The organism is Acidovorax sp. 94, from assembly GCF_003634645.1.
Lineage (GTDB): Bacteria > Pseudomonadota > Gammaproteobacteria > Burkholderiales > Burkholderiaceae_C > Acidovorax > Acidovorax facilis.
This window is the reverse complement of record NZ_RBJA01000001.1, coordinates 4,020,462-4,043,732: the sequence shown is the minus strand read 5'-3', so window position 1 is coordinate 4,043,732 and position 23,271 is coordinate 4,020,462. Positions and strand designations below refer to the sequence as shown.

General features: G+C 62.2%; 15 protein-coding genes. 10 read left to right on the top strand and 5 right to left on the bottom strand.

Annotation, left to right across the window (positions count from 1 at the left end; genetic code table 11):
• Positions 1–51: 51 nt before the first annotated feature.
• The gene (locus tag C8C94_RS18555; RefSeq protein ID WP_121421755.1) at positions 52–891 is read right to left on the bottom strand and encodes a TetR/AcrR family transcriptional regulator; all 840 of its coding nucleotides are present in this window, start codon (positions 889–891) and stop codon (positions 52–54) included.
• Positions 892–1,047: 156 nt separating this feature from the next.
• Between C8C94_RS18555 and C8C94_RS18550 the strand changes: the two genes are divergently transcribed.
• From C8C94_RS18550 to C8C94_RS18510, 9 genes are all read left to right on the top strand, one after another.
• Entirely contained in the window at positions 1,048–1,911 is an 864-nt protein-coding gene (locus C8C94_RS18550) for an ABC transporter ATP-binding protein (protein WP_121421754.1), read from the top strand.
• Positions 1,911–2,789 (top strand): branched-chain amino acid ABC transporter permease, encoded by an 879-nt coding sequence (locus C8C94_RS18545; RefSeq protein WP_121421753.1) that lies wholly within the window; start codon positions 1,911–1,913, stop codon positions 2,787–2,789. The genes C8C94_RS18550 and C8C94_RS18545 overlap by 1 nt, the downstream gene beginning before the upstream one ends.
• Positions 2,790–2,965: 176 nt before the next feature.
• Positions 2,966–4,003: a branched-chain amino acid ABC transporter permease gene (locus C8C94_RS18540; RefSeq protein ID WP_110960613.1), complete on the top strand. Its 1,038-nt coding sequence runs from the start codon at positions 2,966–2,968 to the stop codon at positions 4,001–4,003.
• A 17-nt stretch (positions 4,004–4,020) separates the two neighbouring features.
• Entirely contained in the window at positions 4,021–5,202 is a 1,182-nt protein-coding gene (locus tag C8C94_RS18535) for an ABC transporter substrate-binding protein (RefSeq protein ID WP_121421752.1), read from the top strand.
• A 13-nt stretch (positions 5,203–5,215) separates the two neighbouring features.
• On the top strand, positions 5,216–6,034 hold the full coding sequence (locus tag C8C94_RS18530) for an ABC transporter ATP-binding protein (RefSeq protein WP_121421751.1): 819 nt from the start codon (positions 5,216–5,218) through the stop codon (positions 6,032–6,034).
• On the top strand, positions 6,031–7,833 hold the full coding sequence (locus tag C8C94_RS18525; RefSeq protein WP_121421750.1) for a long-chain fatty acid--CoA ligase: 1,803 nt from the start codon (positions 6,031–6,033) through the stop codon (positions 7,831–7,833). Before C8C94_RS18530 ends, C8C94_RS18525 begins: the two co-directional genes overlap by 4 nt.
• 86 nt (positions 7,834–7,919) lie before the next feature.
• On the top strand, positions 7,920–8,717 hold the full coding sequence (locus C8C94_RS18520) for an enoyl-CoA hydratase/isomerase family protein (protein WP_121421749.1): 798 nt from the start codon (positions 7,920–7,922) through the stop codon (positions 8,715–8,717).
• Between the two features lie 173 nt (positions 8,718–8,890).
• Positions 8,891–9,625: a gamma-glutamylcyclotransferase gene (locus C8C94_RS18515; RefSeq protein ID WP_121422970.1), complete on the top strand. Its 735-nt coding sequence runs from the start codon at positions 8,891–8,893 to the stop codon at positions 9,623–9,625.
• 199 nt (positions 9,626–9,824) lie between these two features.
• Complete coding sequence (locus tag C8C94_RS18510) at positions 9,825–11,690, top strand: beta-galactosidase (protein WP_121421748.1); 1,866 nt, start codon at positions 9,825–9,827, stop codon at positions 11,688–11,690.
• A 50-nt stretch (positions 11,691–11,740) separates the two neighbouring features.
• Here C8C94_RS18510 and C8C94_RS18505 read toward each other — a convergent pair whose 3' ends face one another.
• The 3 genes from C8C94_RS18505 to C8C94_RS18495 all read right to left on the bottom strand — a co-directional run bounded on the left by C8C94_RS18505 (position 11,741) and on the right by C8C94_RS18495 (position 16,150).
• Complete coding sequence (locus C8C94_RS18505) at positions 11,741–13,672, bottom strand: acyltransferase family protein (RefSeq protein ID WP_147433277.1); 1,932 nt, start codon at positions 13,670–13,672, stop codon at positions 11,741–11,743.
• A gap of 114 nt (positions 13,673–13,786) precedes the next feature.
• A complete protein-coding gene (locus tag C8C94_RS18500; protein WP_147433276.1) occupies positions 13,787–14,872 on the bottom strand; it encodes an acyltransferase in 1,086 nt (361 codons plus the stop codon).
• A gap of 213 nt (positions 14,873–15,085) precedes the next feature.
• Positions 15,086–16,150 carry a recombination-associated protein RdgC gene (locus tag C8C94_RS18495; protein WP_121421745.1) on the bottom strand — a complete coding sequence of 355 codons (1,065 nt, stop codon included), beginning with the start codon at positions 16,148–16,150 and terminating at the stop codon, positions 15,086–15,088.
• 416 nt (positions 16,151–16,566) lie between these two features.
• On the opposite strand from C8C94_RS18495, the gene C8C94_RS18490 reads away from it, so the two are divergent.
• Positions 16,567–17,163, top strand: a complete 597-nt coding sequence (locus C8C94_RS18490; protein ID WP_121421744.1) for a Spy/CpxP family protein refolding chaperone — start codon at positions 16,567–16,569, stop codon at positions 17,161–17,163.
• A gap of 1,036 nt (positions 17,164–18,199) precedes the next feature.
• Here the strand turns inward: C8C94_RS18490 and C8C94_RS18485 are convergent.
• The gene (locus C8C94_RS18485; protein ID WP_121421743.1) at positions 18,200–23,086 is read right to left on the bottom strand and encodes an EAL domain-containing protein; all 4,887 of its coding nucleotides are present in this window, start codon (positions 23,084–23,086) and stop codon (positions 18,200–18,202) included.
• Positions 23,087–23,271 lie beyond the last annotated feature (185 nt).

Sequence of the window (23,271 nt, the reverse complement as noted above, 5' to 3'; positions counted from 1 at the left end):
CATAAAGCGCTAGAGGCCAGTTTTGCTTAAAATCCGACCCACCGAGGCACATCAGCCCCCGCTGGGCCGAACAGCGGTCTTGGCTTTGCTGCTCGCCGCCCTGCGTTTGGGGGTGGGCACAGCGGCGGTGTTCAGCGCAGTGCTGTCAGCTGGCCGCCGCAACACCCCGTCACACAGCGTCGCAATGCACTGCTGTGCCACCTGCTCGGCCGTGTACTCGCCGCCGGGCTGGTACCAGCGGCCGATCCAGCTGAGCGCACCTGCAATCACAAAGGCCGTGATCTTGGGGTCGCAGGGCTGGATCGAGCCCTCGGCCACGCCCTCAGCCACTAGGCGGCGGAACTCCTGGTCGATGGCGGACTTGAGGCGGCGCAGCTCCTTGCGGCTTTCGGGGGGCACCTGCTCGTCGCCCACGCGGATCAGGCACATGCCGAAGTCCATGGTGACGATGCGCGCATACACCTGCATGCAGGTCATGAGCTGGTCGATGGCCTTGCCGCCTGCGGCGCGGGATGCGTCGATGCCTTCGAGCATCATCGCCAGCCCCTTGCCCACGCACTGCAACAGGATCTCGTCCTTGTTCTTCACGTAGTAGTACAGCGTGGGCTTGGTCACGTTCAGGCGCGCGGCGATGTCGTCGAGCGAGGTGGCGTGAAAGCCGCGTTCATTGAACAGCTGGGCCGCCGCCTGCAGCACGGCGTTGCGCTTGGCCTCACGCTGTCGTTCGCGGTGCGAGACAGGAGCCCAGGGCGAAGCGGCGTCGGGCGCGTCTTCGGGCCCGGGGGCCGGGGCTGCGGATGAGGGCTTGGGGGCCGCGCGCTGGGGGCTGCTGCCGCTGCTCGTGCTGCTTTTGCTGCTGCGTCGGGTCGATGCCGCTTTGGCCTGGGGCATGGGGGGCGATTCCTCGGGAAAGTACGGATGCTGAACGGGGTGGCGGCTTCCAGAATCTACTCACGAGTAAACAGTTTACGCACAAGTAGGAAATTTCTGCAGGGTCTGCAAGAAATTTCTGTTCAGAAGCTGCGAACAACCCGTATTAGAAAGCCAATGGAGACAACCCCTTCCGGCCCCTTTGCTGCCACGCCCCTGCTCCAGGTGCAGGGCGTGACCCTGGCGTTTGGCGGCGTGAAGGCGCTGACCGGTGTGGGGTTTGATGTGCAGCCGGGCTCCATCACCGCCGTCATCGGCCCCAACGGCGCAGGCAAGACCTCGCTGTTCAACACCATCTCGGGCTTTTACCGGCCCAGCCAGGGCTCCATCCGCTTTCAGGGGCAGGACATCACCCGCGTGCCCGCACCGCAGCGCGCCAAGCTGGGCCTGGGACGCAGCTTTCAGAACATTGCGCTGTTTCGGGGCATGACCGTGCTCGACAACATCAAGCTGGGCCGCCACGCGCACCTCAAAACCAACGTGCTCGACGCGCTGTTCTACCTGGGCCGCGCGCGCCGCGAAGAGGCCGCACTGCGCCGCGACATCGAGGAGCGCATCATCGACTTCCTCGAAATCGACCACATTCGCCATGCGCCTGTTTCGGCCCTTCCCTACGGCTTGCAAAAACGCGTGGAGATGGCCCGGGCCCTCGCCATGCAGCCGCAGATCCTGATGCTGGACGAGCCCGTGGCTGGCATGAACCGTGAAGAGACCGAAGACATGGCGCGCTTCATCCTCGACGTGCGCGAGGAGTGGGGCGTGACGGTGCTCATGGTCGAACACGACATGGGCATGGTGATGGACTTGTCGGACCACGTGGTGGTGCTCAACTTCGGCCAGGTCATTGCCCAAGGCAGCCCCGCTGCCGTGCAGGCGGATCCCGAAGTCGTCCGCGCTTACCTGGGTGCCGGTGATGTGGGCGACCTGCGCGCAAGGCTACGCTCCGGCAACACTCCTGCCACCGCACAGGAAGCCGCGTGATGGACTGGGCGTACCTTTTTGAAATCAGCCTTACCGGTATTGCGGGCGGCGGTCTCTATGCGCTGGCCGCCCTCGCGTTCGTCATGGTCTACAAGGCCACCCGCGTGGTCAACATTGCCATTGGCGAAATGCTGATGGTGGGTGCCTACCTGTTCTTCACCTTTGCCGCCACGTTTGCGCTGCCGCTGTGGCTGGCCATTCCGGCCGCCGTGCTGGGCACGGGCCTGCTGGGCGCGGTGATCGAGCGCACCATGATCCGCCCGCTGCTGGGAGAGCCGCCGATCTCGGTCTTCATGGTCACCGTGGGCCTGGCCTCGGTGCTGGTGGGCCTGGTCGAGATGATCTGGACAGCCGACCAGCGCCGCCTGCCCGAGTTCATGCCGACCAAGCCGATCATGATCGGCGAGGCCTTCCTCGCGCCCAAGGTGTTCTGGGGCGCGTTGATCGCGGTGGTGTTCATCGCAGCGGTGCTGGTGGTGTTCCGCTTCTGGCGCGGCGGCGTGGCCCTGCGCGCCACGGCCAGCGACCAGGCGGCCGCGTATTCGGTGGGCATCAACGTGCCGCGCGTGTTCTCGCTGGCCTGGGTGGCGTCGGCCATGCTCGCGGCCATCTCCGGGATCATCGTTGGCTCGATTGGCGGCATCTCTTCCAGCATGGGCGTGTTCGGACTGTCGGTGCTGGTGGTAGTCATCGTGGGCGGGCTCGACAGCGTGCTGGGCGCGCTCGTCGGCGGCATCCTCATCGGCCTGATCGAGGCGCTGGCTGGCGCCTACCTGGGTGGCGAATACAAGCTGCTGGCCACGTTCATCGTGCTGGTCGCGGTGCTGCTGGTGCGCCCGTACGGCCTGTTCGGCACCCACGAAATCGAAAGACTATGAAACACCCCCTGCGCCGCTTCGCGTCTTCCCCCTCAAGGGGGACACCGCCGGTGGTCCGGCAAAGCCGGTTCCACGGCGGTCACTCGCATGGCCTGCTCCGCGGCCTTTCGCACAAAGGCTTGGCAAATGTCAGGCCGACGATGCCAAAACACATCTGCGCCTTGGAGGCTTGATCCATGCGCATCGGAACCCTCAAGGAAACCTACATCGCCGACGCGGCGCTGTTCGACTCGCGCACGCAAAAAGTGTGGCTGGCCGTGGGCGCTGCGCTGCTGGTGCTGTTCCCCTTCATGGCCAGCGACTACTGGCTGTACCTGGCCTGCCTGGTCAGCATCAATGTGGCCAGCGCCACGGGCCTCAACATCCTCACGGGCTACACGGGGCTGGTCAGCCTGGGGCAGGCCGCCTTCATGGGCCTGGGGGCTTACACGGTGGCCGTGCTGGAAACCAAGGTGGGCACGCCCTTTGTGCTCAACCTGCTGGCCGGTGGCTTTGTCGCCATGCTGGGCGGCATCGTGGTGGGCATCCCTTCGCTGCGCGTGAAGGGGCTGTACCTGGCGATTGCCACCATTGCCGCATCGTTCATCGCGCACTTCATCTTTGCCAACTGGAAGTTCACCGGCGGCACCGGTGGCCTGAGCGTGCCGCCCGCCAAGCTGTTCGGCATGGCGCTCGACACCTCGTTCCGCCTGTACTGGCTCATCGTGCCGGTCACCCTCCTCATGCTGCTGGGCGCGGCCAACCTGTTCCGCACGCGCGTAGGCCGCGCCTTCATCGCCATCCGCGACCGCGACATCTCGGCCGAGGTGCTGGGCATTCCGCTGCTGCGCTACAAGCTGCTGTCGTTTGGCCTGTCCTCGTTCTACGCAGGCGTGGCGGGCGGGCTGTGGGCCTACTTCTTTCGCGTGGTCACGCCCGAGAGTTTTCCGCTGCTCATGTCCATCTTCTTCCTCGCGGCCATCATCGTCGGCGGCATGGGCTCCATCCTGGGCGGCATCCTGGGCGCGGTGTTCATGACCATGGTGCCTGAGCTGCTCAAGCTCGTGGTGGGCCTGCTGCCCGGGGGTGCGGAACTCACCGTGTTCCTCTCGCCTGTGCGCACCGTCATTTTTGGCCTGCTCATCATCGGTTTTCTCGTCTTCGAGCCCCATGGCCTGGCCGAAGTGTGGCGGCGCGTCCGTCGTTTTTTCCATCTCTGGCCTTTCCGCAACTAAACCTACAGGAGACAACCATGGACACACCACACACTTCCTTCCAGCGCCGCCAACTCTTGCTCGGAGCCGCTGGCGCCGCCGCCCTCACCAGCCCGCTGTCGGTGCTGGCGCAAAGCGCCGACGAGATCGTGATCGGCGGCTCCATCCCGCTCACCGGCGTGTTCGCGTTTGCGGGCGTGGGCATCAACGCGGGCATGGGCGACTACGTGAAGATGCTCAACGACGCGGGTGGCATCAAGGGCCGCAAGGTCAAGTACGTGCCCGAGGACACGGGCTACAAAGTCGATGTGTCGGTGGCTGCGTTCAAGAAGATCACCAGCCAGAACAAGGTCAATCTGTACTACGGCGACTCCACGGGCTTCTCCAAAACCATCAACCCCGAGCTGGACCGCAACGGCAACATCCTGATGGCGGGCGCATCGTTTGCCACCGAACTCAACGACCCCAAGAAATACCCCAACCAGTTCCTCGTGGGCCCCGACTACACCGAGATGTTCGGCATCCTGCTCAAGCACATCGCCAAGGAAAAGCCTGGTGCCAAGGTGGCCTTCGTGTACTCCGATTCGGAATTCGGCCGCGACCCCATCGAGTCCAGCGAAGCCATGGCCAAGCAGCTGGGCCTGTCGGTGCCCATCAAGATCATGACGCCCGCCGGCAGCGTGGACGTGTCCACCGAGGTCATCAAGTTGCGCCGCGCGGCGCCCGACTACACCATCTTTCACGGCTACATCCTCGCGCCCATCCCTGAGTTCATCACCCAGGGCAAGCAGCAGGGCATGACCAGCAAGTGGATGGGCACCTTCTGGACCATGGACAGCTCCACCGTCATGAAGATGGGCGAAGCCGCCGACGGCTTCATGGGTGTGATGCCGTATCGCTACTACTACGACACCGAGAAGGCGCCCATGCTGGAGAAGATCCGCGCCCTGCGGCCCGAGTACCAGAGCACGGCCTACATCCAGGGCTTCCTGGCCGCCATGCTGTTCACCGAATCGGCCAAGCGCTGCCTGGATGCGGGCAAACCGCTCACCGGCCCCAACCTCAAGGCCGCGCTCAACTCCATCAAGGACTTCGACACGGGCGGGCTGATCGGCGTGCCGATCACCATCAGTGGCAACTCCATCCCCGTGGGCCGTGTGTACCGCGCGGACATGAAGGCCCAGAAGATGGTTGCCGCCTCGGACTGGATCAAGCTCTGACCTCGCCTTTGCCATGACCCAGCCAACCCCGGCCAACGTCCTCGAAGTCAACAATATCGAGGTCATCTACAACAAGGTGGTGCAGGCCCTGCGCGGCCTGTCGCTGGCCGTGCCACATGGGCAGATCGTGGCGCTGCTGGGCAGCAACGGGGCGGGCAAAAGCACCACCCTCAAAGCGGTGTCGGGGCTGCTGGCGCTCGAAGATGGCACGGTGGAGAGCGGCAGCATCCACTTCAATGGCCAGCCCACAGCGGCCCTGGCGCCGCAGCAGCTGGTGCGCAACGGCCTGAGCCATGTGATGGAAGGCCGCCGCGTGTTTGAAGACCTCACGGTCGAAGAAAACCTAGTGGCCGCGACCTATGCGCTCACGGGGCGGAAAGACGCAAAACCGGATTTCGACCTGGTCTACAGCTACTTTCCGCGTCTGCATGAGCGGCGCAAGGGCCTGGCCGGGTACCTGTCGGGCGGCGAGCAGCAGATGCTGGCCATTGGCCGCGCGCTCATCGCGCAGCCCCAGCTCATCCTGCTCGACGAGCCCTCGCTGGGCCTCAGCCCCAAGCTGGTCGAAGACATCTTCACCATCATCGCGCGCATCAATGCCGAGCGTGGCACGAGCATGCTGCTGGTGGAGCAGAACGCCACCGTGGCGCTGGCCGTGGCGCACCGGGGCTACATCATGGAGAACGGCAAGATCGTGATCGACGGCACGGCCGAGCGCCTGGCCAATGACCCGGACGTGCGCGAGTTCTACCTTGGCATGGGCGGTGGTGGCGAGGCGAAAAGCTTCAAGGACATCAAGCACTACAAGCGTCGCAAACGCTGGCTGTCATGAGCACACTCCCCGACCTCACCCTGCCCCAGATGCTGCGCGAGCGCGCACGCACCGACGCGCAGCGCATCGCCATACGGCAAAAGGACTTCGGTATCTGGAAGCCCTTCACCTGGGCGCAGTACCACCAGCGTGCCACTCACTTCGGCCTGGGCCTCAAGGCACTGGGCCTGCCGGTGGGCGGGCATGTGGGCGTGATCTCCGAGAACCGCATCGAATGGGTGCTGGCCCAGATGGGCGCAGGCCTGGTGGGCGCCGTGACGGTGGGTGTGTACCCCACCAGCCCCACCAACGAGGTGGCTTACGTGGTGGGCCATGCCGACATCGAGATCATGGTCTGCGAAGACCAGGAGCAGACCGACAAGCTGCTGGCCGCGCTGCCCGAGCTGCCGCGCCTGAAAAAGATCGTGGTCATGGAGACCAAAGGCCTGCGCAGTTTTACACCGGAGGTGCGGCGGTTCATCACCACGTTCGACGAAGTGGAACAGCTGGGCGCGGCATCGGGCCAGCAGGCGCCCATTGACGACGCGCTGGCGCGGCAGACGCTGGACGATGTGGGCCTGATGATCTACACCTCGGGCTCCACCGGCAAGCCCAAGGGCGCGATGATTTCGTACCGCAACATCCGGGGCGTGGTGCCCGGCATCATGGACCGGCTGGAGCTGTCGCAAGGCACCACCCACCTGTCGTACCTGCCCCTGTGCCATGTGGCCGAGCAGATGCTGACCAGCTTTGTGCCGGTGTACATCGGCTCGCAGGTGAACTTTGGCGAGTCCATCCGCACCGTGCAGGAAGATCTGCGCGAGGTCGCACCCACCATGTTCCTGGGCGTGCCGCGCATCTGGGAAAAGCTGCACGCCGCCATCCACATCAAGGTGCAGGAAACCGGTGGCCTGCGCCGCGCGCTGTTCCACAAGGCCTACAACGCCTGCAAGCCGCTGGCCGAAAAGCCGCGCAGTGCCTGGAGCGCTGCCGACAAGCTGACTTTTGCTGCCAGCTACTGGCTGGTTTTCCGCGCGCTGCAGAACTTCATTGGCCTGCGCAATGCCCATGTGGCGCTCACCGGCGCCGCGCCCATTCCGCCCGATGTGGTGCGCTTCTTCCGCGTGTTGGGCGTGCCGCTCATCGAGGTGTATGGCCTGACCGAATCCACCGGCATGGTCACGGGCCACCGGTTGGACCATGTAGTGGTGGGCACCGTGGGCGTGCCCACGCAGGGCGTGGAGCACCGCATTGCGGACAACGGCGAATTGCAGCTCAAAGGCGAGATGGTGTTTGCGGGCTACTACAAGAACCCCGAGGCCACGGCCAGCAGCATCATCGACGGCTGGCTGCACACGGGCGACGTGGTGCGTGAATCGCAAGGCCAGATCCAGATCGTAGACCGCCTCAAGGACATCATGATCACGGCGGGTGGCAAGAACCTCACCCCGTCCGAGATCGAGAACACGATGAAGGGCAGCCCCTTCATCAAGGAATGCATCATCGTGGCCGAGGCGCGCAAGTTCGTCGGCGCACTGGTGATGATCGATTACGAGACCGTGGGCAAGTGGGCCGAGGCGCGGCGCATTCCGTTCACGCACTTTCGCTCGCTGGTGGAGCACCCCGAGGTGCGCAGTCTCATCGATGCGGAAATCAACCAGGGCAACCAGCGCCTCGCGCAGGTATCGCAGATCCGCAAGTTCCACCTGCTCACCAAGGAGCTGGACCACGACGACGGCGAGGTGACCGCAACCATGAAGGTGCGCCGCTCCAGCATCTACAAGACCTATGCGGCCGAGATCGAGGCGCTGTACCACTAGCCCGGGGCTCACCACTTGTCGCGTAGATTACTATCAAAACAGGAGCTATCTGCGCGTATATAGCAAGCGCTAGAGGCCAATTTGACATGAAAACCACCGCCGCCGACCCGACCGCCCCCCTGCTGCTGGAACGAAACGGCGCCATCGCCACGCTGCGTTTCAACCGGCCCGATGCGCTCAACGCCATCGACGTGCCCATGGCCAACGCCGTCCTCGCCGCCGTGCAGACCATTGCCGCCGACCCTGGCGTGCGCGCAGTGGTGTTGTGTGGCAACGGCCGGGGTTTCATGGCCGGTGGCGACCTGGCCACGCTGCGCGCCGACCCGGTGCAGGGTGCCATCGACATTCTCACGCCGCTCAACGCAGCACTGCTCCTGTTGGCGCAGATGAACGCGCCCGTCATTGCGCAAGTGCACGGTGTGGCCGCTGGCGCGGGCCTGAGCCTGCTGCTCATGGCCGACTACGTGATCGCCGCCGAAGGCACACGCCTGAACCTGGCCTACATCAACCTGGGCACCAGCTGCGACGTGGGCGCCTCGTGGGCGCTGCCGCGTACCGTGGGCGTGCGCAAGGCGCTGGAGATCGCGCTGCTGGGCGAAGCCTTCACCGCCGACGACGCGCTGCGCCTGGGCCTCATCAACCGCGTCGTGCCTGCCGCTGAACTGGACAGTGCCACCACCACCCTGGCCCAGCGCCTGGCCGCCGGACCTACCGTGGCCTACGGCGCAATGAAGCGCCTCATGCGCGCATCGATGGACCGCACTCTGCCCGAACAACTGGCGGCCGAAAAAGACGCCTTTGTGCATTGCGCGGGCACCGACGACTTCCGTGCGGGGGTGGAGGCTTTTCACCAACGCCAAAGCGCACAATTTGTGGGCCGCTGACGGCCCTCGCCACGGCGGCGCCCCCTTCTTTCATGGCCTCTGCCGTAACACGTCACCGCGCGCCGCCATCAACACCATCGCTGGAACACTGAGTTGTCAGTCGGCCCATTGATCCAACCGTTCTCGGACCACTACAGTAGAGCTTGCCCCACGATCTCCTGCAGCCCCAGCACATGACGCCCCCTGCCTTTGTGCACCTTCCCGAACTTCAAGGACGGCTCATCCCCGCCCACGCCTGCGGACTGCGGTTGACCGACGAGGTCCTGGCGGAATGGGACGCGCAGGCGCGCAGCCAGGGCCTGCCCATCGATTGGCGCCTGCCCGACGGCGACGTCGAGCGCTCGCGCCGCCAGGTGCTGGCGGGCGTGTCCGAACGCCGGGACGACCTGTGGGTGTTTGCATATGGCTCGCTGATGTGGAACCCCGGCCTGGAGTTTGCCGAAGTCCGCAGGGCGCACCTGCCGGGATTCGCCCGGCGCTTTGCGCTGAGCACCACCATCGGCCGGGGCACACCGGATTGCCCCGGCCTCGTGCTCACGCTGCAGCGCGACGCAGCGCAGTCTTGCGACGGGCTGGTGTTCCGCATTTCGGCCTGTGCGGTTGAAGAGGAGTCACGCCTGCTCTGGCGTCGCGAGATGATCACCGGCGCCTACAGCCCCGCCCTGCTGCCGTTGCAGACGCCACAGGGTGCTGTCAACCAGGCGCTGGTGCTGACAGCCAATACAGCCCATCCACACTACCGGGGCGACCTGTCCATGCAGGCCACCGCCGCCACCATAGCCAGCGCCTGTGGCCGCATCGGCAGCAACCGCGAATACCTCGATCAGCTGGTCACGCAATTCGGCGTGCTGGGCATCGAAGACCCCTATGTGCATGCGCTGGCGGAGATGGTGCAGACGGCCTGCTGAAAGGGCTTCCGAGCAGGTGGTGGTGCACTACCTACCCGTGCCGGTGTGCGCAGCACATGATCAAGGTACCCCTGTTGTTCATGGAACAATGGAATGGAAATCCCTCTTGTTGCCAGCGCTTTGACCGCCCAGCGAGGGGCGCATTTTGTGAATCCATGCAGCCCAACGCCTCCTACGGAACCCTTCTTCCAGCGCTTTCATGAAAAAAATTCTCCGCATTGTCGCCCTCCTTGTTTCGCTGGTTGCGCTGGCCAGCCATGCAACCCCACCTCCACCCGCCCCTGTCTCCAGCACCATCGTCATGCCCTGGGAGTTGAATCACAACCAGAACCTGCCCCGCGAACTCAAGGCCCAGGGCTTCAGCCACGCCACCTTCTATCTCAACTGGTCCGACATCGAGACCAGCAAGGGCCAGTACGAATTTGCCCACTACCACCGCCATCTGGACGCCATCGTCAACAGCGGCCTGTCGCTGCTGCTGGTCATTGACATGGGTGGACGCACTTTCAAGGACGACCCCAGCCAGTTGATGCACAACATGTCCTCGTTACCGCTATGGATCATTACGGGACATCCCGAAACGGCCATGCGTGACTTCTCGGGTGAGCCCACCTGGCAGCCCGACTTCACCGATGCGTCGATCAGGAAGTACGCTGAACCGTTCATTGCACAGACTATCGATCACTTCTCAAAGCGCTATCCCGGCAAGATCCTGGGCTACGCCATCGGCCTGCAAGAGGAGCACGAGATCAAGTACGGGCAAACGAACTACCAGTGGCGGGACTACAAAGACTCCACCCAGGCTGCGTTTGCCAAAAAGTACAACGCCAAACAGCCCATCATCAACTACAACACCCACATCGCAGCAGGTGTGCCAAAAGCAGAGCCCTTGCTGCACGCCCACAAGGAGTTCCGGGAAACCCGGCTCCAGGAAGCCACCTGCGCCTACGCCAATGTGATCCGGAGCAAGGGGGCAGAGGCGATTGGCTACTTCGCAGAAACCTTCACATCGCACGACGCCATCTATGCCACGGGCATTGTCGAAAAGCTGGCCCCGTGCATCGACATCGCGGTCATCGACTTCAACTTCTACGACGGCTACAGCCTGGTGCCAGACGCTGAAGTGCTACCCACCCTGGCCAACTACATGGGTTCACTGGGCTACAAGAAAGTCATGGTGGGTGCCTACGGTGAATGGTGGGAGTCCGCCAAGAAGACCCCAGAGCTGGTGCCCATCATCCGGCAAACAGTGGTGCAATCGCTGACCCAGCCCCATGTGATCGGCTACGAGATCGGGGGCTTTCGCCACCAAGCAGGTGGGGGTGCGCTGGCTGGTCTGCAGCTCAATCAGCTTCACGCCCGTATTGCCAAACAAGGCCACGCCACGGCGGCAAGCGCAAAACCACAGATCAACATTGGAATCCTAGGCTCTACCACCAACTTCCACGTGTGGCACGGTGAGAGAAGCACAGGCAGAAACATCCACCGCGATGCACTGTTCGCGTCTTACAAGATCCTGAGCAACGAACCCGGCGTGCAGGTCCACATCATCGGCGAAAAGAACCTTCTCGCGGACGACCCCATCATCGGGCAGCTGGATGCCATCCTGGTGCCCCACCAGGCAGCCATGCCGCAGAGCATCAAGGCTAAGTTAACCGCCTACTGGAAGAACGGCGGCGCACTCATCCAAGACATGCGCCTGGGTGAGTTCGACGAAAACGGCAAACCCACCTTTGACTGGATGCATGAGGTGTTCGGCATTGCCAATGTTGAGTGGAAAAACCGCGGGGGCGTTTTCCTGATCGACGGCAAGGTATACCGGCTCAAGCCTTCAAAGCGCATGTACACGAACTATGCCTCCATGACGCCCCGCCCCGGCTACAAAGTGCTGGCCACTGAACCCCTGCAAAGCGGCCACGGCATCATGGTGCGTGGGGATCGCACGCTGGTCTTCGGCTTCATGCCCCAGCTGATTGAAGACCAGGGCAAAAACGACTGGCGAAAGCTGTTCGTTCGCGAAATCATGGACGTGGTGCCCAGAAAGTCAGGACCTTCCAGCCTCTGACAGGTTCAGCAGACCGGTACCGGGACGATGTAGCCAGCGCCACAGCGCTTTCACCTCCCTAGCGCTTCTTCGACTTTTCGTGCGAGGGCAGCACCCATGATCTGGCTGCCAGCCGTAGTGAAATGCCCCGAGTCAATGTACATCTGGACCCCATCGCGGTTGATGTAGCAATACTGCGCATCGCAAAGCTCATCCAACGTATTGAAGACATACACGCCTTGGAGCCCAGCGATCAAACGGTCTACCATGGCGTCGTACTCTCGTCTTTCTGCCTCGACAGCATCTCTGGAACGCACGCACTCAACGGGTTGCCGCCGCCAGGTAGGCCGGACCTCATCCAGGCAGCCAGTCACATTGAGCAGCACCGAATGGGTGGGAATGGACTTGACCAGCACCACCTTTTTCTGCCCTGCCAGCAGGCGTTGCACGGTACGCTGCAGCCCCCGTTCATAAGCCTGGGTTGACGTTTCGTCCGGCCCTGCTCCCTGGATGCTGCGCAGGCTGTTCCCCACGAAATAAATCCGGTACACATTGGACAAGATAACTAACCGAATCTCAGGATCGGACTCGATGCGGCGCAACACCTGCTCGGTCATCTCCGGAGCGCCCACATGCTCTGGATGACGAGTGTGTCCATCGCGGTACTTGACACCATCAAAGTATGGCCAGCCGGGTGTGGCAGTGACGTCAAGCCGGTCTCCGTAAAGCACCGAAAGGCCATACGAAAAGTGCCCGGCATTGCTGTCCCCCAGCAAAGCCACGCGGCCCTGGCTTTTCACCTCAGGCTTGTCATAGGCCACCAAAGCCGCATTCGGATACGGTGCTGCAGTCAGTGGAATCTTGCCACTGGAGCCCATCCAAGCGAGCGCTGTCACCACGGCCATCAACAACACCAGACTCAAAGCGAGCAGGTTCTTGCGGCCCACCCGCTGGACCAGCGGTCTTTCGACACCGTGGTGCGTCAGTACCGCCAGGACCACCGACGCTGCGACGGCCAGATTTCGATGGGAAGACGACCACTGCCCGTCACCGACCAGACGTGCAAAGACAAGCAGGGGCCAATGCCACAGGTACAACGGATAGCTGAGCCTACCCACATAGACCAGCGCGGGATGCGCCAGCACTTTGCAGTTGAACCAAGCGTCCGGCCCCGCCAGTATCAGCAGGGCCGCAGCCAGTACAACAGCCACCGCGTAGAAGCCCGGGAAAGCGTCGGCATTCATCGACGCACCCTGCGTGGCCGCCAACAACGCAATGCCCGACCATCCCATCACGTTCCGGACACCCAGCCCCTGGATTTCGCCATTGGACCCGCCGCCGGACTCCTGGCGGCGATTCCACTGGATACATGCGATCAGCCCACCCGAAGCCAGCTCCCACAGCCGCCCGAACGGCAAATAAAACCCAGCAGCCTGGCTTTTGCTCGTAAGCAGCAGATTGACAACCAGCGAACCAAACAACACCGCCAGCGCCACGGACACCATCGAGCACTTGGTGCGGTGGGCCCACAGCAAGATCAACGGCCACACGAGGTAGAACTGCTCTTCCACCCCTAGTGACCACAGATGCAGCAGCGGCTTGAGCTTGCTCGCCACATCCCAATAACCCGACTCCATATAGAAATGAATATTGGCTGAGAACAAGGCACTGAAAAGCGCCGACTTGCTCATCTGCCCATACTCGCCCGGGTACATCAACGCGGGGCCTATCAACATGCATAAGAGCAGTACCAAGACCAGTGCGGGAAAAATCCGGTTCACCCGACGAACATAAAAATCGCGAATGGAAAATCGGCCCTCTGCCAATTCTCTGCATAGGATGGCTGTAATGAGATAGCCGGAGATGACGAAAAACAGGTCTACGCCTACATACCCATTGGGCAGAGTGAGCGGAGAGGCATGAACCGCAAGCACCATTAGCACCGCAATAGCGCGCAGGCCGTCGATGTCTGGTCGATATTCTAGTTTATTATCAAGACTCACAATTTCCCTGCTGCGCGACCTGTCACTAGCGACGTTGCCATTTCTACTGGATGGCAAAATTGTTAAGTAAGAATTCGATGGCTTAACAAATTATATTAAACCTCTGAAATATAGCTAAGCAATCGAATCCGCTGCCTTGCCTTTCAGCATAGAATTTTCTGATTTGCGTTTCGCCATTCTCATAAATGGCTGTTCAATCCATCGATAGCTCAAATATGAAAAACCCAGAGTGGCAGCAATCGATACAATTACCACCAGGGCGTCATTTTCTATTTTTTCCGAAACTATGGAAATGACTGGGAAATGAATCAGATAAAAAGAATATGAAATTTCCGACAAAAACACAACATACTTTCTATTGGTGTACTCCATATCCTTCAGAATAAGAAAAAGAGCCGCAATTCCAAAACCGGTGATAAATATTGGATCTGGAAAATGGACTTTCCACGCAGACGACAAGACGACTGTCACCAAAAAGATGCATGCCAGTCCCGCTTTATCAAAGCGAGGATTCTTTACAGCGATGTACGCGCCGAAGAAAAAGAAGGGCAGCTGGTTGATAAAATTATTATTGACAAAGAAATATTTCAATCCAGGCTCCATCGTCGCCTGAGACGGGAAGTACGACGAGCCCCAAAATATCCAGACGTATGAAAACACCATGAACAGCAAGGTAATACCAGCTGGATTTTTCTTGAAACGGGCCGCACATAAAAATGCAACAAAATACCAGACCAACTCTATGGTCAAGGTCCAGCTGACGTGCAGAGAATCATATTTGAAATACTGGCCAGGAAACAGATGCTGCAGAAAAGTCAGATGAATCAGCAAAGCTTTAAAATCGATATCCATCCACACAAGTTGATTGAAAAAAATTGCAAACGCAATGAACCAGAACAAGTATGCAGGGTATATTCTAAAAACTCGATGAATTACGTAATCTTTTGCTGAATAGCGCAGTGCGCTCAAAATTATCAAATAACCACTGATTACAAAAAATATTTGCACCCCCACCCAACCACCGAAGTGTGCAATATAAGGCAGTGTAATATTGGCTATAGAATGAAGATGATGAATAAACACCAAAACCACAGCCAAGGCCCGCAAAGTTTCAATGGAAGGGTGCTTCAATTTTGAAAGGTTGTTCATTTTTTCCTGATGCAACGCGTGGGCATCATGATGATTTTTTAAAATTTTCACGACACATACTAAAAGCGATGCTTATTAAAAAATATTCATAAAGAGTGCGCAACTACCAATTCTGGTAGGGTCACTCTGCATTCAGGATTGTTTACAACTTCATCTTCGCGCTCAATCCGATTTTCCTGGATCAATATAGAGAAGCTAAGCGCAGATTTTTGATCAGGGGTATTTGCAAGACGCTTATCCCATCAGAGACTTCCGCTCACGCCCTCAAAACGGCGCCGACTCCGGATCCGTATCCACCGGGACTTGCGCAGGCCCCGTCACCACGCCACCAGCGCCACTCTTTCGCGCAGGCGCTGAATTCGTGGGGGCGCGTGATTCCACTGAAGGCGCCGGCATGCTGGCCCCCTCCGAAGCCACCGCAGCTGCCGCACTGGCCACGCCACTCTCCGCCTCTCCCCCCAGCGCCTCGATCAGGTCCGGGATCAGCTTGACCAGCTCGCCGGTGGCAATCGCCACATCGGTGTCAAAACCACCGTCATCCGCTTTGGTCCCCTCGAACACGGTGTCCAGGAACGACACTTTTTTGATCTGCAGCCCCTCTGTGAGCATGAAGGACACGCGGTCGTCCCAGGTCAGTGCCAGCTTGGTGGGCAGCTTGCCGGCGTCGATGTGGGCCTGCACCTCTTCGATATCGAGCGGGTGGCGGGCGTAGCGCACCACGGCTTTTTCCTCGTTGGCGCTTTTGAGTTCGCACTCGCGGTCCACCGTGAAGCCCACGGGCGGCTCCTGTTCCTTGAGCCAGTGGGCCATGGCGGCCTGCGGGCTGGTCTGGGTGTTCAGCAGCGACACCGACAGGCCGGGCAGCGCCTCGACCAGCAGGGTGACCACTTCGTCCGCGCGGCCCTGGCTGGAGGTGTCCAGCACCAGCAGGCGCGAGGTGGTGTCGATCCACACCCACATCGAGCCCTGCTTGGTGAAGGCCATGGGCAGCAGGTCCAGCTTGGCCTCGTCTTTCAGCTCCTTGCTTTCCTTCTTGCCGGGCTTGCGGCCGGTTTCCTTTTCAATGCGCTCTGCTTTTTCCTTCACGCGGCGTGCCAGCACGCTGCCGGGCAGCACTTTGGATTCGACCATGAAGCGCAGGATCCACTGGCCCCCGACCGACTCGGCCAGCGGGCCGTGTGCATCACCGCGCGGGGGCACCCAGCCCAGGGACTTTTCCTGGGTGGCGCCACATTCCATGAAGGGCGCCTTTGCCAGGGCTTCTTCTACTTGCGTCAATTCAACCTGCCATTGCGGGGCAATGCGGTACACGATCATGTTCTTGAACACAGATAACCTTTTGTTCGGGAGCGTTGGTGGTGAAGCGCTTTCAGCGAGAGCACTTTCTCTATGGGTGAAGCTGTTGCCAACGGATGATCGAGCGATCGAACCCGCGAACAAAACAGCCCGCCCGACACGGAACATGCCATTGTCGGTGGTCGTCGGCACGCAGCCTGCCGCCGGAGCGCACAAGCAACGATGGTCGCCTGAATTAGCTATAAACATAATAGCTACTAGCGCTTTATGGATAAGCGCTAGCGGCCATTATTTATCAAAACCTTGATCGCGCAGGCCTGCAGGTTCTTGGCACAACTTTACACAGCGTCATCCAACGCGCACGGCCACGATACATGCGGGGCGGACACTGACTCTCAATCGCCGGAACGGTCGTTCCAGCGAGCCACCCCCGTTAAAGGACCCACACCATGGCTTTCCGCTTCCAACACCGCCTTGCCGCCACCGCTGTTCTGGCCGCGCTGGCCCTGCCTGTTCTGGCCCAGCCAGCCCCGGCCACCCCACCCGCTGCTGGCGCCTCCACAACCGAAGCCGCCCCGCGCTACAAGGCCGGAGAACGGCACGAACGCCACCATGGCGACCGTGCAGAAAAACGTGCCGAACACCATGCCAAACGCCTGGCCGCCCTCAAGGGCCAACTCAAGCTGACCGCCGCGCAAGAACCCGCGTGGACAACGTTCACTGCGGCCATGCAACCGGGCGAACGCCCTGCCCGTCTGGACCGCCAGAACATGGACAAACTGACCACCCCCGAGCGCATCGACCGCATGCGGGCCATGCGCGCCCAGCACGCCGCCGAGGCCGACCGCCGTGGCGAGGCCACCAAGGCCTTCTACGCGGCACTGACGCCCGAGCAGCAAAAAACCTTTGACGCCCAGGCCCACCACGGCCACCGTATGGGAGGCATGGCAGGCATGAAGGGCGACGGCGAAGGCCGACACGGGCACCACGGCATGCGGGGTGGCGAAGGCCGCCATCAGCAACCTCAGGCAGCACCCGCGAAGTAAATCCCCCTCCTGGGACCGCCCTGACGCAGGGGGCGGCTCCAAGGTGGGCGGCGGTTCCCCTCTCTTCTTGCCTGACAAAGCCCGGAGTCCTCCCCGGACCCCGGGCTTTGTGCTTTGTGCTTTGTGCTTTGTGCTTTGTGGGATGGAAAAGGTTGCCGACGGGCACCCGTTGTGGATAACACTGGGAACAGTTCTGGCACAACTGAACAGTTATCCACACAAAACGGCGATGGCCCGAAGTTGTTGTCTGCGAGCCCCGCCCTTTGTGCAGACCGCCACACAGACTTTGCAGCTGCGCAACCCCGCGCCAACATTGAACAAATTGGCCTTGTCCACAGAAAGTGGCTTGCTCTACTACTACTGCTATTTATATATAGAACTATAGAAGAATAACCAGAACCCTTCGAAACACCATTCCGCAGCGCACACGCGTTCTGGTGGGCTGCCCCAAAAGCAGGGGGCATGAACAAGACCTGGGTGCGGACCTCCGTTTTTGGGCACCGCTTTGCTGAGGTGGAGGTGGAGCGGCACTCGCAGCACGGCACCTGCGAATGTGTGTTTACTATCAATAAGATAGCTAATAGCGCTTATGCAGCAAGCGCTACAGCCAATTTTTGGCAAAAATTCATGACGAACCAGGGCCGGTGCGCAAGACTGGGGATAGTTCTGGCACAACCACGTGGTTATCCACAGAAAAAGACAGCCGCTGTGTTTTGTCCCCGTTCCCGTGACAACGGCAAGAGGGATCGGTGCACAGGGTTGGCGCACCTGCAAGTGCGCGCTGCGGTTGGGAAAAAAGCGGTTGTCCACATTCCGTGCCGCCTTCTACTACTACGACTATGTATTTATAGACAACATAAGAAGAAGACAGAGGGACAACTTGGTGCACACCCGAGGGCATGGGTTGTCATCTGGACGGGACGATGTTTGGGGGCGCACGGGACACAACCCCAGGGAGAAAAACGCAGCCGACCACCGTGCACATGGGCCGGTTGCGGCAAGGCGATCGGGGAAAACGCGGGGCCGTGCAGGCCGTCTACGCAGCCGCAGGGCGCAGGAAGGCCCCCAGGAGGTCCGCAGACAGGGGGCGGCTGAAGAGGTAGCCCTGGTAGAGCTGGCAGCCCGCGCGGGCCAGCAGCTCGCGTTGCTCGGGGGTTTCCACGCCTTCGGCGATGACTTCCAGGCCCAGGCTGCGCGACAGGCCGATGATGGTGTCCACAATGGCGGCGTCGTTGGGGTCGGTCAGCAGGTCGCGCACAAAGCTCTGGTCGATCTTGAGCTGGTCGAGCGGCATGCGCTTCAAGTAGCTCAGCGACGAGTACCCGGTGCCGAAGTCGTCCAGCGAGAAGCCCACGCCGTGCGAACGCAGCGCGGCCATGGTGGCGATGGTGGTCTCCATGTCTTCCACCAGCAGGCTTTCGGTCAGCTCCAGCTTAAGCAGGTGGGCCGGTGCCCCGGTGATGGCCAGCACCCGGGCCACGTCGTCCACAAAACTGGCGTGGCGGAACTGCCGCGAACTCACGTTCACCGCCATGGTCAGGTGGGCCAGCTGCGGGTCGGCCTGCCAGGTGGCCAGGAGCTTGCACGCCGTGTGCAGCACCCAGCGGCCCAGTGGCAGGATGAGCCCGGTTTCCTCGGCCAGCGGTATGAATACGGCAGGGGGCACCATGCCGCGCTGCGGGTGGGCCCAGCGCACCAGGGCCTCTACGCCCACACAGCGGCCCGACTGGTGCATCTGCGGCTGGAAGTGCAGCAAAAATTCCTCCTGCGCCAGTGCGGCACGCAGGTCGGTTTCCAGCCCGGCGCGGGCCGTTACCACGGCCTGCATGTCGGGGTCGAAAAAGCGCAGGGTGTTGCGCCCTGCCGTCTTGGCCTGGTACATGGCCAGGTCGGCCTGCTTGAGCAGCTCGCCCACGCTGGTCAACTCGCCGGTGAAGGGCGCGATGCCGATGCTCGGTGTGCTGCGGTATTGGTAGCCTGCCAGCGCATAGGGCACGGCCAGCATGGCCAAGATCTTCTCGCCCACCCCCCGCGCGTGCAGGGCCAGTTCGTGGGATTTGGGGCTCAGCTCTTCCAGCATCACCACAAACTCGTCGCCGCCCAGCCGGGCCACCGTGTCCACGCTGCGCACGCAGGTGTTCAGGCGCTGCGCCACCTGCTGCAGCAGCAGGTCACCCTGGTCGTGGCCCAGGGTGTCGTTCAGGGTCTTGAAGTTGTCGAGGTCGATGAACAGCAGCGCCCCGCCCTGCTGGCGCCGCTGGGCATTGGCCAGCGCATGGGCCATGCGGTCCATGAGCAGCATGCGGTTGGGCAGGCCGGTGAGCGCGTCGTAGAACGCCAGACGCTGGATTTCGCGCTCGCTGGCCTTGCGCTGGCGAATGTCGGTGTTGATGGCCAGAATGGATTGCGGCTGGCCGTCATCACCGCGCACCAGGGTCCAGCGGCCCTCGACCTCGATGGTGCTGCCATCGCGGTGGCGCTGCACGATCTCGCCAGTCCACTCGCCTTGCTCCAGCACCGACTGGGTGGCATGGCGAAAGTGGGCGGGGTCGTCGTAAAGCAGGGTCTCGATGGACTGGCCCAGCGCCTGCAGCTGCGACCAGCCGTACAGGCGCTCGGCGCTTTTGTTCCAGAAGATGATGCGGTGTTCCAGGTCGCGCACCAGGATGGCATCCTGCGCCTTGTCCAGCAGCGAGGCCTGGTGGCGGATGCGGGCGTCGGCCAGTTGTCGGTCGATCTCGGACGAAGCGCGCGCGGCAAAGATCTGCAGCGTGGAGGCGATGAAATCCGTCTCTGCAATGGCCTGGCGGAACAGCACGAACACAATGCCCACCACCTCGCCGTCGGCATTGCACAGCTGTTGTCCTGCGTAGGCCTGAGCGCCCACGTAACGGAGCACGGGCGCATCCGGGTAGCGCTGCTGCACCTTGTCGGTCACCACGTACTCGCGCTGCGTCAGCAGCATGAGGCTGGGCGTGCCCTCCAGGCTGTATTCGTCGTTGGGCAGCATCTGGCCGTCCAGCACCGCCGCCAGCGTGACCACCCGGGGTGGTTGCCCTTGCGCTTGGGGCAGCAACCGCACCACGCAGCCGCCCTGGGCCCCCAGGGCATCGGCCATGTTGCGCACCAGCTGCACAAAAAACTCGGTGCCCGTGCTGGCCGACACGGCCGCCGCCACCTTGAGCACCGAGGCCTGCAGCCGCTGCTGCGCCTTGTGCGCGCGCAGGCTGGTGATGCCAAAGGCCAGGTCGTTGGAGAGTTCCTGCAGCAGGGCGGCCTCTTCAGGGCTGATCTGCAGAATGTCCGGCGCGTAGAGGTACAGCAGGCCAAAGGTACGGTCGCGATTGCGATCACGGTCCTGCAAAGGCAGGCAGATCACACCGTGGAAGCCGTGGTCCAGCATGCGCTCGGTCCAGTCGGCAAAGTCGCCTTCGGTGCGGATGTCCTGCACGATCACGGGCTTGCCCGAACGCACCGCCATGCCCGCCGGCCCCCGGCCGTAGGGGTCATCGGCCGACCAGGAAAGCTGCAGGTTTTCGAGGTAGTTCTGGTTGTAGCCCGCGTGGGCTACAGGCTGGATGGACTTGCGTTCGTCGTCCAGCGCAAACCCCACCCAGCCCATGCGGTAGCCGCCAATGTCCACGGCAATCTGGCAGATGGCCTGCAGCAGCGCGGTTTCGGAGGTGGCGCGCACCAGGGTTTCGTTGCAGGCGCTCAGAAGGCGCTGCGCACGGCCCATGCGGGCCAGTTCGCGCTCGGTGCGCAGGCGTTCGGTCACGTCGGTGGCCAGCACCTGGCGTGCCGGGCGGCCATTGAAGCTGATGCTGCCAGCCGTGATCTCCACATCCATGAAGCTGCCGTCCTTCTTGACGTGGCGGCTGATCACTGGCTTGTTGCGCTGGTCGATCGCAATCGCATGCAGGGCCTCCCGGATGGTTGCGTGCCGCTCGGCGGGCCACAGATCGGTCATGTCCATGGCCAGCAGCTCGGCCTCGCTGTAGCCGTAGTGGGTTTCCATCGACTGGTTCACAGCCTGCAGGCGCAGCGTTTCCTTGTCGTACACCCACATGGGATGGGGATGCTCGTTGAACAGCATGCGGTACTGCTGCTCCGACGCCTTGAGCTGCCCGGCCACATGCCGCAGCTGCACCATGGCCCCCAGGGATTCGGTAAGGATCTCCAGGTGCGCCACGTCGCGACGCGAGAACGCGTTGGGCTTGTCAGACGTCACCTTGAGCGAGCCCACCACCCCCTGCGCCGTGCGCAGCGGCACCGCCATCACGGAGCGCACGCCATGGCGGTGGGGCAGCGAAGCCATGTCCCAGCCCTCGGCCTCGGTGTCGTTACACACCACGGTGCGCCCTTCGCGCAGTGCGGGCCAGAGCAGGCTCTGGTCCACGGCCAGCAGGTGCCCCACGGGCCGCACATGGTCGCCTGCCGAGGCCTGCGCCACCAGCTGGTGGCCCTGCAACAGCTCCACCAGCGCGCCCCGGGCCAGCGTCTGGCGCAGCACCGTGTCGGCCACCAGTTGCAGCACGTCGGGCAGGGGCATGTCCAGCGACGAGATGCGCTGCTGCACATGCAGCAGCTCGGCATGGTTCTGCGCATCACGCTGCGCGTCGAGCTCGGTCAGCTTCTGTACGCTGATGTCGGTCATGCCGCCCACCATGCGCACGGCCTTGCCGGAGGAGTCGCGGATCAGGAAGCCCCGGTCCAGCACCCAGGCATACGTGCCGTCCTTCCGAAGAAAGCGGTACTCGGCCGACCAGTGGTTGTCGGTGCCATCAATGGCTGCGTGGATGCTGTGGAGGATTTCCTGGCTGTCGTCGGGGTGCAGCCGCAGGGTCCAGGAGGTGCTGTCGGGGGGCAGCTCGTCCAGCGGTACGCCGAACAGGTTCTGCATGCCCTCGTTCCACCACATGGCATCCGTGTGCAGGTTCCAGTCCCACACGGCATCGGCCGTGGCACGCGAGACCAGGTGAAAGCGTTCTTCGCTTTCGCGGCGTGCCTGCCGCGCCTGGTGCTGGACCGAGATGTCCTGGAAGGCGCCCTGGATGCGGATGATCTGGCCATGGGCATCACGCGCCGCCTGTCCTGCTGTGCGCACCCAGAATCGCCCGCCACCAGGCATGGCCACCTCAGCCTCGACGTCGAAGGGGGTGCCATGGTGCATGCATTCATCAAAGGCCTTTTGCATGAGCACCCGGTAGGGCGGGGTGTACAGCTGCAGCACCTGGGCCAGGCTGCCTACGCGGTGGGTGAGCCCGTAGGCGGCAGCGATCTCCTGTGACCAGGTCAGTTGGAGGCTGGGGAGCTCTACCGTCCATCCCCCGATGCGCGCAATCTGTCCTGCTACACGCAGCGCATCGCTCTGGGCCAGCATCTCCGCATGCATCTGGTCGCGCTCTTGGACCAGCTGGGCCAGCAGGCGCTTCTGGCGGCGCAGCTCCAGCTGCACCATGGCCTGGCCTGCCAGGATCTTCAGACCGTCGAGCTGCTCGTCCCCCAGCGTGCGGGGCACGGTGTCCAGCACCGCCAGCGTTCCCAGTGCAAAGCCCTCCGGCGTAACAAGGGGCACGCAGGCGTAAAAACGAACACGGGGTTCGCCCACCACCAGCGGATTGCCCGCAAATGCGGGGTGCTGGCGGGCGTCCGGCACCACCACGGCATCGCGGTTGCCATCCAGCGCATGGACGCAAAAGGCAATGGCACGGTCGGTCTGCGCGAAAGGCACGCCCACAGCTGCCTTGAACCACTGGCGCTCGCTGTCTACAAAGTTGACCACGGCCATGGGGCAGCCGCAGACGCGCGCGGCCAGTGTGGCCAACTGGTCAAACGCGTCTTCCGGGGGGGTATCCAGGATGGCGTAGGACTGCAGTGCGTGGAGCCGCGCGGCCTCTTGGGGTGCGTGCGCAGGCGGCATGGTGGTTACGCTGGGGCCAGGCCCAGGGGCACGCATCCGACCTCCAGGCGCCTTGCTGCCTGGGGAGGGTTGTAGGAGGGCCGGAGTTGCGTCAACAAGGAAGTGGAGCGGTAAGGCGGCACATGCCGGACGGCCCAGCCGCTGCAGGAAGTCGCAAACGCCGGGGCCACAACTTGTAATAAAGC